The sequence below is a fragment of the Bradyrhizobium sp. CB3481 genome, from assembly GCF_029714305.1.
Taxonomy (GTDB): domain Bacteria; phylum Pseudomonadota; class Alphaproteobacteria; order Rhizobiales; family Xanthobacteraceae; genus Bradyrhizobium.
Genome location: NZ_CP121647.1, coordinates 5,057,375 through 5,071,342, shown reverse-complemented (window position 1 = coordinate 5,071,342; position 13,968 = coordinate 5,057,375). Strand labels below are relative to the sequence as shown.

Genomic DNA, 13,968 nt, shown 5'->3' with positions numbered 1-13,968 from the left:
TGACGGCCCGTTCTCGGCAGTATATCGTTTCGCTGATTCTTTACCCACCAGGCACGAACGCCGTGCCCGGGGAACCCACCCAGACACAGGGCGTCGGATGACTCCAACCATTGTCTTCGACACCTATTGGCGTTTTGCCGCCGAGCGGCTAGCGATGTATTACCGTCGCCTTGCTGATCCAGTGGGCCGTTGTACAGATGATCCGATTCTGTCCGGTTTTCGGTTCACCAACACGTATCGAGCGGCCGATCGGGTCAGCCAGTATCTGATATCGGAAGTCCAGGCAGGGGCCGACCGATCCCAGGATCCTCGCGAAGTCTTCTTTCGCACCATTTTGTTCAAGATATTCAACCGGATCGAAACGTGGGAGGCACTGGAACAGCGCCTCGGCCCGTTGACCTGGACCAATCTCAACGCAGCGGCTCTCGATCAGACGCTTGAGAATCTACGCAGGCGAGGGAACAGCATCTATTCCGCCGCCTATATCATGCCGTCGCCGTCTTACGGTCGAGAGCGCAAGCACAGCAACCACATCGCGCTGCTGCTGCAGATGATGAAGGATCTGGTGCCGGAGCGAATCAAGCAGGCGCCTTCGTTGCGGACGGTCTACGAGCTTGTTCTGAGTTACCCGGGGATCGGTCCGTTCCTTGCGTTCCAGTATACCATCGACCTGAACTATTCTTCGATCCTGGATTTCGACGAAACCGACATGGTCGTGGCAGGTCCTGGGGCGCTGGATGGCATTTCCAAATGCTTCTCGGATACGGGCCGCGCAACGGCCGAAGACGTCGTCCATTGGATGACCGATCGACAGGAAACCGAGTTCGCCAGACTCGGTCTGCACTTTGACGGTCTCTATGGCCGGCGGCTGCAGCCAATCGACTGTCAGAACCTGTTCTGCGAAATATCGAAATATGCCCGCGTAGCGCACCCCGATATCCCCGGAGTTGCCAATCGGACGCGCATCAAGCAAATCTACCGTCCTAACAATCGGCCATTACCGTTTCCTCAATTTCCAGCCCGCTGGGGATTGCGTGTGCAGTCCGCGCACCTCGGACCACAAAAGGTCTCCTACCACGAGCCGCTCCAACCATCACTTATCTAGTTCGGACCGCTGCGCGAGCGCCTGTGCGGATGCCGTAAACTCTCGCCGGACGGAGTGATGGAAATCAGCAGATCCCGCCGCTATATATTCACTATACTGAAGTGGCGGGCGAGCGACCGCCGTTTTGCTGGCAAATGGCGAGTCGACGATGTCCGATCCAACTCATCCTACCGATGATCCCGCAGCAGCACCCCGCCGCAAGTTGCAAAACTCTCCCGCGCCGAAATCGGCGAGCGAGCTTGTCAATACTCCCAGCGTGAAGCTGGCTCGCGAAATAGCGACTTCCCCCGCTGCCAAGCTGGTGCAGGATTACGCCGCGTCTCCTCAGTTCAAAGTCGCGCGCGAATTGGCGGACTCTCCGGCCGCCAAACTCGCTCGTGAATTGTCACACTCGCCCGCGGCGGCACTCTTACGCGACATGAAATCACCCGCGACCGAGCTTGCCCGCGGGATCGGGTTGCCCTCGAGCGCGGAACTGCAAGGTATAACCACGGCAGCGAAGATGCTCGCAGGGTTCACGATCGACCCCGGCATTGCCAAGATGCTTGCCGCAATGAAGTCAGCTCGAGTTGATCCGTCGGTCGCAGATGCCTTCGCGAAACTCAAGACGATCGCAATAGCGCCGGAGTTCGCTAACGCGATCCGCGAAGCTCGAAGGGTGTTTTCCGACCTCGAAAATGCTCAGGGCGGGTTCTACAAGGCCGTGAAAGCCATTGCGCAACAAAACCGCTCTCTCGAGACGTCGCTCATGGCGTCGCTTGGAGGGTCGGTCGCTGATGTCGCTCGCATGAGCCAGTGGGCAAGCACCCTCGGCAAGCTGCCAGTCACTGACATCAGCAAGCTCTATCCCGCGCTCCCAAACATTGCCGCCGAGGTAACATATCTTCAGCGTTCGATGCTGAAACCGCTATCGGCATCGATCAGCATGGACCAACAACAATTGAGTGCCGTGCTGGGACTGGATCATCGACTTAACGCCTCATTCGAGGCGACCCGATTCAAGATGTCCGCATTCGCAGGCGTTACCGATCTTATCGGCGCCCAGACGCCTGCCTGGCGTGAAGCCTATCAGTCGCTGTTCGGCCAATGGCGCACGCGTCCGGATCTGCCCGATAGTTTCTGGCAAGACGCGCGGGTCCGCCGGCGGATGTACGATTCCGCTGAGGTCGATCCCGGGTTAGCTCGCGCGAATCTTGCGGTCGCCGTCGAGGTCATCGTGGAAAGCGGTCTCACCAGCGGCGTCCGCTCCGATACTAATACGGTCGCGGTCATTGGGTTCGGCGAAGTCTCAATGACAATCCGCTCACGCGGAACGCGGCACGATGCCTACAGGGTGCTCGGCCGCTTCGAGGAAGAGCTTAGAGCCTACATCACACGCAAGCTTTCGGTTAGATGCGGCAGTGACTGGTTCAAACACCGCGTCGACGGCAACATTGCGGGCGAAGCCAAGCGCATCCGCAAACAGGCTCTGGAGCGCGGGGAGGCTCCAATGCCACTCATCAGCTACACCGAGATTGGTCACCTCGCGTCGATCATTCTGAACCGCAAGAATTGGGAGGAGGTGTTCGGCGACGTTTTTGTAAACCAGGCCGGCTTCGATCACGACATGCAGAAGCTTGTTGCAGCGCGGCGGCCAACAATGCACATCCGCCCGATTGACGGCGTTCGGCTCGTCGAGCTGATCTGCGTGGTGCAGCGCCTATCACGCCAGATGGAAGATGATGCGCATGGAAAATCGCCGCCGAAGCCGAGCAATAGGCGTTAAGGACAGGCCTGCAAGGTCGACGTTCCGCCTCGACTTGCAGCGCTAGCATTGGATTTCGGGCCGGCTATAGCCGCCATTAAAGGCTTGGTCGACCGTAGGCGACCGGTCGATCGACTCGCCGTCCGACCACATTCCAGGATTCGCAGAGCAACTGATCGGCCGTTCAGATCGAGGCTTCGCCTTGATCCAGCGCCTCGCCAGACCGCGTGGCGAGAATCGTCGTCATCGCGCGGGCTCTGCCGAGCTCCTTTGCTAAAGGATTGCGGTCTCCTCCGGAAAGCGGGCCAGGGTGGTGCTTGGGTGTCATCGTCCGGTTGACGACTAGTAGGATGGCCAACAGCCGTCTTCCTCATGACGACCGGTCCTGTGCGTGCAGGTGTCGTCCAACAGGCGAAGCCCGACTTGTTTCCAGAAAGTGCGGCCGCCTTAGAGCCGGACGGCGTCGACTTTCTGGATGTCAAGCGTTCGGCCGCAGCGCCGGCAGCTCACTCTCAGAAGGTGTTGGGCAATTTCGGATAGGCGCAGCGCGCGGCTCGATGGTCCTGGCGATGGGGGCGCCGTCCGCGCGTCTTCCAGCAGCGCTTGCCAGTATTCTGGCGGCAGGTCATGGCCGGGAGCCAAGGCGGGTACCGGAGGAGCCTTCCTCCCGACGGCGGAGGCCATCTTTTCCATCTCTTTCCTGCTTGGCATGCGCCAACTGGCGGGTCGATCGGTCATAGCCAATGAGAACATAATAAGAACAAAGAGTCGACTCGCGGGACCGAAAAATTTGGGGCTCGGGCATCAGCTTTGTCGGAACCAGCTTTCTCCGTTCGTCTTGAATCCAAGCCACCCTGAAACCGGAGTACCGCGTACATGGCCCCCTGCGCCAACTGGAAAGGCTTTCTGCGTCTGTCGCTCGTCACCTGTCCAGTCGCGCTCTATCCCGCTACCTCCGAGAGCGAGAAGATATCGTTCAACCAGCTCAACAAGCAGACGGGCCATCGCATCAGATATGTGAAGGTCGACGCTGACACAGGCGAGGAAGTGCCCAACGAGGACATCGTCAAGGGCTATGCGCTCGACAAGGAGACCTTCATCGAGGTCAGCAAGGAAGAGCTCGAGAACGTCGCCTTGGAATCCACCCGCACGATCGACATAGACGAGTTCGTGGACAAAGCGGAGATCGATCCACGCTATCTGATCCGTCCTTATTATCTGCGACCCGATGGCAAGGTCGGCCACGACGCCTTCGCAGTGATCCGCGAGACCATCCGAGAAATGAACAAGGTCGCGATCGGCCGGGTTGTGCTCACCAACCGCGAGCACATCATCACCCTCGAGCCGCATGACAAGGGTCTCGTCGGCACGCTGCTGCGCTACCCCTATGAAGTGCGCAGCGAGGCGGAGTATTTCGACGAGATCCAGGACGTCAAAGTTACAAAAGACATGCTCGATCTCGCCAAGCACTCGTCAATCAAAAGAGCGGCAGCTTCGAACCGGAGAAGTTCGAGGACCATTACGAAACCGCGTTGGTCGACCTCATCAACCAGAAGCGCGCGGGCAAGCCGATTACTCCGAAAGAAAGGCCGCGCAGCGAAAACGTCGTCGACCTGATGGAGGCGCTGCGCAGGAGCGTCGGCGGCGCCGCGTCCGAGACCTCAGCTCCGAAGAAGTCTGCGAAGAAGCAGCGGAAGGCCGCTGCCGGTCAGAAGGAGATGCTGATGCCGATCGCTGGCAAGAAGCAAGCAAAGGAGACCGCGACGAAGAAGCCCGCGGCCAGGCCGCACCGGAAGTCCGCCTGACGCCAGAGCAGGAGAGCCGCATGGATGTGAAAGAAGCCTCGGCACTGACGGAAGCCACCTGTGACGAACGAGGAGGATGGCAACGCGCGGCGGCCGCCTCAGACGCCTTCGCAGGATGCGGCGATCCGCTGGGCCGAGCGGCTGCGCAGGGTGACGGTGAAGGCCCCGCTGCAGTCGCTCTTCGTTGCGTTTCTGCTTGGCATCTGGGTCGCGCGCCGGCGCTAGGCGGCCCAGAGCCCGCACTTTCATGGCCAGGAAGCTCAAGACATTCCAGACCTAGCTCGGCTTTTACGATCTCGCGATTGCCGCGCCCTCGATGAAGGCAGCGCTTGAGGCGTGGGGTGCGGGCAGCAATCTATTCCATCAGGGCGTCGCCAAGGAGACGAACGACCCGGATGTTGTCGCCGCGCCGATGTCAAGACCGGGCGTGGTGCTGAAGCGGCCGGCAGGATCGAACGGGCGCTTTGCGGAGCACTCCGATCTGCCGTCCGACCTGGGTTTCGGCCGAGAAGGGAAGGCGGCGGGAAGGACGTCGCACTAAGCCGGCAAAGAGGCCATCTGCGGAGATCAGCGAGCGGGACGCCCGAAAGGCCGCCGCCGAGTTCGAGAAGGAGGAGAAGCGCCGGGAGGCCGAGCGTCGGCGCGAGGAGGCTGCCCGGGAGAGGGATCGCGAACGGCGCGCGAAGGCTACGGCTAACGGGATAAAGCTGAGCGCGAGCATGCGAAACGGGCGACGTATATCCAGGCCGAGATCGAGGCACTCGAGAAGCGCTCGCGGACCGAGGACGAACGATGGGAAAAAGGAACGCGAGCGGCTGCAAGGTGCGGTCCGACGCGCCCGGGAGTAGGCTAGGTAAGGCCGCATTAGCCGTCGCGGCACCCGCGGTCGTGCCGTTCACGGCGCATTGCTAGAGAGGTGGCAACCGCGCCCGATCGCGCCCGGGCAGGAACACGCAAATTTTGTCGCCCGCCCGTAAGGGGCCTCCGGCGCGCGCGATGCCCATGACGCCGCATTTGTAGGGTGGCCGTTCGCTTCCATTGAGCAGCCGTCTCTTCAGGCCCGTTTGGAAACGGTCGAGGAGAACGCACGGTGTTCGCATGCCAGTTAATTCGACCGCGGCAGACGGACCTAGCCGCAGCAATGCGCCGAGGGGCAGTCGCTCCAGTTGGAGCCCGCTGGTCGTGATGTTCTCGCCTATATCCCCGGGCGAGATCTGGTAGCCAAAGGTTGCAAGATCGTCGAACAACTCAGCGGGTCAGATGGACTTAACGGAGATTCGGAGCGTGCGCAGTGCGGCGAGCGAGGTAACGATGGCGGACATGCGCTCCCGCATGTGCATCGCCCTCTATGCCGTGGCCTTCGACGAGATGGATCACTTCACGGCGTGGCTTACTCAAACGATGATCGGAGTCGCAGGCCACCGCGACCACTGTGCCTCGGAGCTCTTCCGACTTGACAGGAACTCTCAAGCCGCCTTGGCGGACGAACGCCGCTTTTGCGGGAAATACCCCGTAATTTCCCGAAGCGACATCGCGTTCAATATGCGGTCGGGCGGCACGCCGCCCTTACGGGCCATCTCGACATCCCAGTGCATGTGATCCAGTTTCCCGATCGAGTGCGCATCCGTGATTGATGCTCATCATGCATCCGAAATTGAGTGCTGCCTGATGCCAGCGCCAGTCCAGGTCGAGCCGCCAAGGATGCCGAGACCAGGCAGAGTACGACGAGCTGGCACCTGCTGATTTCACCCGTGACTTCCGTGGTTATTGATTGGAACAAGATCAATCCCGGATTGATAAACTCTCCGGAGCTCATGGCTGTAAAGACCTGATCTTTGCTGGCGCTGTCCGCGGCGATTCCGTCAGCTTGCTGTCAGCTCGGCTATCTAAAGTACTGGTCCAGTGATGGAGGGGTGGGCATCAGCCTTGACGCATTGCAAACGCCGGCGCGTTTTATTGACGTAGTGAGGGCGGCTGCGCGAATCTCTGCCCATCTGACCAACGACCTACCCCGGTTTACATCGCCCTGGGGCCGCGCCGAACAAATGCAGTTCAATGACAGTCTTGCATAGTTGCCCTTATCAAATGCAGCTCCTTCAAATCGAGGCTGGTCTCCCTCGAGTTGCGTTTACCTCGACGTTTATACGACCCCGGCAGCTGCATCGGTGCGGAAAATAAACGTCAGAGAAGAGGACAGAGATCTTGCGGACTTTCTGTCGGATCACCCGGCTCGTTGGACGTCACCACTGAACCGTTCGCGTTCGCTGGTGCCGCAACCTTCTCGAGCCTCATGTCACTGATTGTTTGCCGGAGAGAACGCGCCGCCCCGCGTTGTACGACAAACACTACTGCTAACGTATTCTTCTGCATGGAGATCGACCTTGACACACATTGGCGACCGTTGGCGGTCGGATATCTCGGATTCTGAAGCTGAACGTGCTCAGCGGGCGGAAAGTGCGCGCGGTGAACTACCCGGGCCTTCGCGAGATCGGTCGTTCGTCGGTGTCCTGGAGCGCGTGCGTTCCGATCCGCAACCTTCCAGCGCGCCTGATCGGCAAACAATCTCGCGGCGTTCTGGCGATGATCGGTGGCGTGCCGATCAGGGCACTGGCAACTCGGAGGCAGACCAAACTGAACGATCTGGCCGATCGCTGTCCTACCTAGAGACTACACCAGGCCAGCGGCCTTATAGATCCTATCCTGACGTGCTAAATCGGGGGGCGACCTCCGCACGTGCGGGCGGCGAAAGCTTGCGAACTGATCGAGCACCCCGGAGCTCGCAGAGACGTGGGTCCGCAGGAGGTGAGCAATCCGAGCACGTACTGAGCGAGAGAGCAGCAAAGAGGCGCATCGACGACGTGACCTCGCAAGGCCTGCACGGCGCAGGCTCGGAAGCACACAGACGTGCAGAACCGGATGCAGCGAAACTCCGTGAGGCGATCGATACCATCGATCGCGCTTGTCGCGCCCGCGATTTCAACACATTCGCAACGGCTGTGGTGGATCGTACGAAGCAGGGCAATCCCAAGCAGCTGAGAATGCCGGGCCTTGCAACATTCCTGCAAAGAGCCGCCTCTCATTTTGAGAGCGAATTTGTTCAAAGCTTGGAGGACGATATCCGCAGGCGGAGGACATGGGGGTACGCCACGACATGTAACGCGGTCAGCCGAGACGCTGGAGGCGAAGCAGGTATAAGAGCTTGTAAGGCCATGGCAGCTCGGGTGTTAGAGCTTGATGACGGTCAGATCCAGAAACTTGACCCTAGGGCGCCTTCGCTCTTCGCTTCATCGTTTGGTCGTCACCCAGAGTCAAAGACATGCCGCAATGCGACAATGAGAATCGCCGAATTTTACCGCGATCAAAGCGGAGCGCTTCGGGACCTGAGGAGCCAAAGCCTATCGCTGCTCGCAAATGGGTTCAGCAAATGGCCCTCGGAGCATATCTGTCGTGAGGGCATCGTCGCGATCGCCAAGGAGATTCGCGCTCGCGGCCGTGAGGCCACTCGGCTGTCCAATTTCCCCACACGTGAACTCGCAACACTGGCAAACGGGTTCAGCAAGTGGCCGGAAGACCCCGACTGCAGGAAGGCTACGGTCGCTGTCGCCGACGAGGTGATTCATGGTGTCAACCAGCTCTCCCATGCTATTCCGCAGGACCTTGCGAACCTGGTGAACGCTTTCAGCAAGTGGCCGACAGAGGCGTCCTGCCTCGAAGCCACAGCTGCAATTGCCTGTGAACTCCATGACCGCGGCGGCCCGCTTGCTGGTTTTGATCCCCAGCACATAGCGAGCTTGGTGAATGGTTTCAGCAAATGGCCAAAAGACGCGGCCTGTCGCCGAGGCGCAGTGGCGATAGCACGCACGATCCTTGATCGCAGCCACCGCGCCAACCGGCTCTCCGCTTTTTCCAACCGCCAGCTGGCGAACTTGGTCAACGGCTTCAGCAAGTGGCCGGAAGAGGCGTCCTGTTCTCAGGCTGCAGTCACGATAGCCAAGGAGATCATTGGTTCCGGCCTCAGAGCTTCTGATTTTGATGAGCAGGCACTGGCAAACCTGATAAACGCATTTAGCAAGTGGCCCGATGAGGCGACCTGTCGCGAAGCCACGATCGCGATCGCCGATGAGATTCTCGGCCGCGCCGAACTCTCTGGTTTCACTCACCAGGAGTTGGCAAACCTGGCGAACGGCTTCAGCAAGTGGCCGGAAGAGACGGTCTGCCGCCAAGCAATAATTCGCATCGCAGGCGATATCGCTCACGGCCACGCCGATCCGGAAGGTTACTTCTCGGATTTCACCCATCAGCACCTGGCAAACCTGGCGAACGCCTTCAGCAAGTGCCCGGAAGACGTGGACGCAGGCCATGCCACAGTCGCTATCGCGCGTGAAGTCCTTCGCCGCCAGGACCGGCTCTCTGGCTATAGTCAGCAGGACCTCGGAAACCTGATGAACAGCTTCAGCAAGTGGCCAGAAGAGTTGCACTGTCGCCAAGCCGCTGTCGCAATCGCGCGCGATGTTGTTGGCAGGGAGCTGTCTCAATTTAACGGACAAGAGCTGGCGAACCTGGTGAACGGGTTCAGCAAGTGGCCGGAAGAAGAATTTTGTGCCCAAGCAACCGTCGCGATTGCCTGTGAGATCCGCGATAACGACCGACTCTCTGATTTCTTTCAGCAGCACCTCGCAAGCCTGATCAACGACTTCAGCAAATGGCCGGAAGAGGCGGCGTGCCGGCAAGTCATAGTGAAAATCGCGAGGGGACTAGGCGAGGGAGTGCGACGATTCAGCGCTTTTACCACGCTTCAGCTCGGCATTGTTGCTAATGCTCTGGCGCGAGCTTTCATGTCGGGCGAGGACAATGGCGAGATTGCGGAATCTGCTCTGCTAAAGGATCGGTTACACCAGCTGTCCCATTATCTGCAGTATGCGAATGATCGGCTTGAGCAGGCCGATGTTTTGGCCATTGCGAACATTTTTAAGGCACTGGCTAAGGCGCGACTGCTCGATGATCTCGGTTCGCTTGCATCAGTGGGATTGGATCGGCTCAACGAATTACGTTCTTATCCTGATTTCGCCGCCGCGAATAACCTCGAGACCATGGGTCATTTATCTGCAGCTCTGCTGCCGCTAGCGCGCAGCCAGCAGAAGCAGTTGCGCTGGCACCGCAGGCAGGCTCTCAACTTGTTGAACGCGCTACAGCCGATCGTGGAAGGCAAGATCGAGGCACATCTCAATGCAGGCAAAGCCGAGCGGGCACGTGGGCCCATCGCGAGCCGTCGTCCCGCCCTCTCGATTTACCAAGTGCTAAAGGCCCGGACGATCCTGCAGGAGTTATACAGGCGGCCCTATGTCGAAGGCAAGAAGCCTGACTTGCAGATGAGACGGCAAGAGCTTCAGCGCAAGTCCAGGGAGATCCTGGCCAGCGCGCGCAGCCTTGTTGAAAGCGATCTCTCCAGCATGAGTTGGAATCTGATCGCAGAGCTCGAATCGGACGAGCCGCTCGATGCGCTAGACACATTCATATCACAGAATGTGGCGGCGGTCCACGCCCAGCATCCTCCGTCCAGCTTCGACGTGCATGCCGTACTGAGGGAGATGGATCATGAGCCCAGGCCCCCACAGGGGCAGGCTGGGATCATGAAGTTGCCTGTCGTTGACATGCAGGGGCGACGACTGGCCACGGAGCCCGAGACACGATACTCGATTTTTCATCGGCTCACTTCGGGGGCCGTGCCGGTTGTAGCGGTCCAACTGCCGGGAAAGCCAAGCACCTTCATGTTAGCCCGGACGCTCACTGTTGACGGTGTGCCATATCGAATGGACCTGTTCGGCGGAAGCAAGTTAAAAGCGCCGAAACCGACCGTCTCTCAGATTGCGGCCCGCGCTCCGGGCGACGCGGGAGCCACTACATCCGGCGGTAAGCTGCTTGCCGTTCCTTACGCGAACAGCGCGCCCGGCACCTCATTCGAGCAGCTATCGCGCGCCTGGGCTCCATTCAAAGAGGCATACTATTACATGCAGCGCAGGGGATTTGCGGCGCCACCTGCGATCAATAATCTAGGCCCTCATGACTATGCGCTGGAGGGCAACTTCAAGCTGTCGCTGCTGCCGGACCGCCCTGCCGGCCACGAACATCCCTTTAAGCTGACCGGGGCGGAAGGGCCCATAGCTTTGCGACCGCATGATGGCTGCGGCTTCATCCGGGCGTCATTGGCCGAGCGTATGGTGGCTGTTCAGCGGGCTGGCCAGCAGGAAGGGCCCGATCGGGTGCTTGCTTTTGGTGAGGGACGGAGATCGTCGCTGCCCGTCTCGGCGCTGCAACACTATCCCCGCAGTGAGCAGGTGGCCCGAGAGGTGCGAGAGAAGGCCGCGCACTGGCTTGAGAGCAGACACGAGCAGGAACTTTCGTCCGAACAGCTGTTTCGCACCGTGACGGCCGGACACATCGAGGGTCCCGGCGCGGTCGCCGTGCCATCCGATGATGGCCATCTGCATGTGCCTAAGCTCAAGAGCGAGACCTTGGCCGATACGGCTGGCGTGCTGATCGGACGCTCGCCCTATGACAAGGCAAACCTGCGCCCGTTCGCTCTCGAACAAGTCAAGTCATCCGTTGCCGGTGACCCCACCGCAGCCTTCCTCGATAAGTGCTTAGCCATGCAATACAGCTTTAATGTTGCGGAAAAATCAGGCGATCAACTATCGGCTGACGATCCGATGTTTTTCGCCAAAGGCATTCTGATTGTGGTCCCAGACGAGATGTGGCCGGCCAACTATAGAGATCGTGGGCTGGTTATGTCGGCCGAGGACGTTAAGTCCCATTCAGCTTGGACCGAGCGCAAGGACCGCGTAACGGCGGACACCTCGCTCGATTGTATCGGCATCCTGCAGGCGACTGAGATCTTCGCTCCGGGGTCCTTGGTTGCCATCCCGCCTGATGAACAGAAAAAACTCGATGGCGACTTCGATGGCGATACGGCCATTATCATTGGCGACCGGCCCCAGCTTTATGAGCACGTCCGGCAGTTCGATCAGGCGGAGCAGGCTCGCGGAGTTCGGTCGCTCAAGCCGCCAAAGTCGCATACGCCGGCGATCGTAGACGGCAGGTACCAATTCAGTCGTGCCAACCAGATCCTTGCTGCAACAAAGGACGTTTTGGAGGTCTATAGTTGTCTGCAGAGAAGCTTTTTGGCTCAACCCGATGAAGCACGAGGCTGGTTTGCCGAGCGGGCCATCTTTGGCGCCTACGAGGGCATTCACCACGAGCTCAAGCGAGATATCCGCCTCTTGTTTGACCGGGAACAGGTGAGCGGGCACGATGTCCAAGACAAGCTTGAAAGGATGACGCGCGAGATCGAGGTTGCTGAGCATCCGGTTGCACGCGAAATCGCCGAATTGCTCGTGGCCGATCTAGAGGCGTGGGCTGCGAGCGCGAATGAGCATCTTCCGCCCGAAACAATCGAACGCGTAAGCGAGCCAACCGCGGCGTTGAGCCAAGCGCTCTCTGAGCTTTTCCCAAATGTGGCGGAGGCCTATGTGACCGCTGCCCATCCACGGGAACGTGTCCAAGCTGTGCTCGACCATTATCCTGCGCGGATCTATCCACGAGCGGATGGTTACGATCCGGATGATCTCATACAGAGCGCACAAAATCTCCTGAGCCTCGGCATAAAGGTCGGAACCGACGCCTATAAATCCGATACTGGCACCCGCATCTTTATGAAGAAAACCCAACAGCTCCAGCGGCTCCTCCACCAGACGCCAGGCTTGAAAAACGTGCCCTACATCAAGAGCATGGCCGCGACGCTTAACCAGGGACATTTCGATGTCGACGCAACATTGGAGATGCTGAAGGACAATCCCACGCTGGCAGCTTCAGTCATGGAAGCCTCGGTCAAGGTGGCTGTCGAAAAGCACATCTTGCCCAAGCCGTTCGGCCGGAACCTGACGGCCGAGGATTCCGGCGTGACGATCACATTGACCCTCGAGGAGGCCGCGCAGCGCGCCAAGATCGAGTCTGCCAGGGCCGCGGCAGAAGAGAAGGAGATCACCGCAACGGCATTCCAGGTCGCTGAGATGCTCAGGCAGGCGGATATCCAGGTGGATATGCCCCATTTGAAACGCCGCTTGAGATCGAAAGACTCCATGACCGCGGAATTGACCGGAACCACTGTTAAATGCGACGGCGACACCCAGCTGATCAGCAGCGCCGTACGCTATGTCTTCGAAATCCCCGACAAGGATTTTGCGCGTGCCTTCAAGAAGGCCATGCTTGCGTTTTACGAGCTTGGCTACGCCGAAATTCGCACCACCAATTGGTTCAGGATACCACATCCGACTTTCGTCGGCATAAAGACTGTGCTCGCCACCCCGGGCGGATACCGCTTCGAGACGGAATTCCATACGCCAGACAGCTATCAAGCAAAGCTTGATAATCACGATGCCTACAAGGAGGAGGACAAGCTGCGGCGACAAGCTACTGGAGCTTCCCTCGAAGAATCTAAGATTGCCGTCCTGGCGGAGCGCGTGACAAACGTCTGCAGTGAGGTGCCAATTCCGTACGGCGCCAAGGACCTCCCCCATTGGGATATAGAAGGGCAGGGTACACGTGCTATTGACGCAAAATTTGGGTTGCGAGCCGCCGCACGAACAAGCATGCCCAAGATATCTCCGGCTGCAAAAGAAGTTGTTGCGGCCCTTGGCGTGCGGCCGATTGTGCTCGTCGGCCTGCCGGCCGCCGGTAAGTCCTCCATCGGCCCAGCTCTCGCGCGGCAACTGGGGCTGGCCTTCATCGATTCCGACAAAATGATCGAGAAGAACACGGGTATGACGATAACGGAAATCTTTAGTACCGAAGACAAAGGTATGCAGTGGTTCAGGCAGCGCGAGGCAAGCGTGATCGCGCAGTGCGTGGAGAAAGGCAACGTGGTCATCGCAACCGGCGGTGGGGCATTCGAGAGCGAGGAAACGCGGAGCCTCATACGGGATAAGGCGGTGTCGATCTGGCTCGACACCAACCGGGACGAGATATGGAAGCGCCTTGCAAACGACACCAGCCGTCCGTTGCTGCGGATCGACAAGGCGGAGTCTAGCAACCTCGCCCAGAGCTCCGACGAGGTGGGCATCAAGAAGAAGCTTTTCGAGGCAATGGTAGAGCAGCGCACGCCGCACTATCGCCAAGCCAATCTCACGGTCGTTCCGCCCCACAAGGGGAAGAATAAGAAAAACGTCGATGCATGCGTGGAAGCGCTCCACGCTTATCTCTGCGGCAATTAGTCCGCGGACTTGAGAGCCTTCAACATCGTGGCGAGCGGCACCATGACC

The 13,968-nt window shown here is 59.3% G+C and carries 7 protein-coding genes and 3 pseudogenes; 7 read left to right on the top strand and 3 right to left on the bottom strand.

Going from position 1 to position 13,968, the window contains the following annotated elements; genetic code table 11:
• Positions 1-97 precede the first annotated feature (97 nt).
• Positions 98-1,105: a nucleotide kinase domain-containing protein gene (locus QA643_RS24795; protein ID WP_283028488.1), complete on the top strand. Its 1,008-nt coding sequence runs from the start codon at positions 98-100 to the stop codon at positions 1,103-1,105.
• Positions 1,106-1,253: 148 nt separating this feature from the next.
• Positions 1,254-2,870, top strand: a complete 1,617-nt coding sequence (locus QA643_RS24790) for a hypothetical protein (protein WP_283028487.1) — start codon at positions 1,254-1,256, stop codon at positions 2,868-2,870.
• A 45-nt stretch (positions 2,871-2,915) separates the two neighbouring features.
• On the opposite strand, the pseudogene QA643_RS24785 reads toward QA643_RS24790, so the two are convergent.
• A pseudogene (locus tag QA643_RS24785) lies at positions 2,916-3,177 on the bottom strand (hypothetical protein); the annotation flags it as partial.
• Between the two features lie 548 nt (positions 3,178-3,725).
• On the opposite strand from QA643_RS24785, the pseudogene QA643_RS24775 reads away from it, so the two are divergent.
• From QA643_RS24775 to QA643_RS38705, 3 genes and pseudogenes are all read left to right on the top strand, one after another.
• A pseudogene (locus QA643_RS24775) lies at positions 3,726-4,654 on the top strand (Ku protein).
• Between the two features lie 60 nt (positions 4,655-4,714).
• Positions 4,715-4,879, top strand: a complete 165-nt coding sequence (locus tag QA643_RS24770) for a hypothetical protein (protein WP_283028486.1) — start codon at positions 4,715-4,717, stop codon at positions 4,877-4,879.
• A 91-nt stretch (positions 4,880-4,970) separates the two neighbouring features.
• Positions 4,971-5,195 carry a hypothetical protein gene (locus QA643_RS38705; RefSeq protein ID WP_349253218.1) on the top strand — a complete coding sequence of 75 codons (225 nt, stop codon included), beginning with the start codon at positions 4,971-4,973 and terminating at the stop codon, positions 5,193-5,195.
• Positions 5,196-5,562: 367 nt separating this feature from the next.
• Here the strand turns inward: QA643_RS38705 and QA643_RS24760 are convergent, their stop codons facing one another.
• Entirely contained in the window at positions 5,563-5,901 is a 339-nt protein-coding gene (locus QA643_RS24760; RefSeq protein WP_283028485.1) for an MOSC domain-containing protein, read from the bottom strand.
• Between the two features lie 219 nt (positions 5,902-6,120).
• A pseudogene (locus QA643_RS24755) lies at positions 6,121-6,358 on the bottom strand (DNA polymerase/3'-5' exonuclease PolX); the annotation flags it as partial.
• 687 nt (positions 6,359-7,045) lie between these two features.
• Here QA643_RS24755 and QA643_RS24750 point away from each other — a divergent pair.
• A complete protein-coding gene (locus QA643_RS24750) occupies positions 7,046-7,318 on the top strand; it encodes a hypothetical protein (RefSeq protein ID WP_283028484.1) in 273 nt (90 codons plus the stop codon).
• A 668-nt stretch (positions 7,319-7,986) separates the two neighbouring features.
• Positions 7,987-13,920: a XopAD/skwp family type III secretion system effector gene (xopAD, locus tag QA643_RS24745; RefSeq protein ID WP_283028483.1), complete on the top strand. Its 5,934-nt coding sequence runs from the start codon at positions 7,987-7,989 to the stop codon at positions 13,918-13,920.
• Positions 13,921-13,968: the final 48 nt, after the last annotated feature.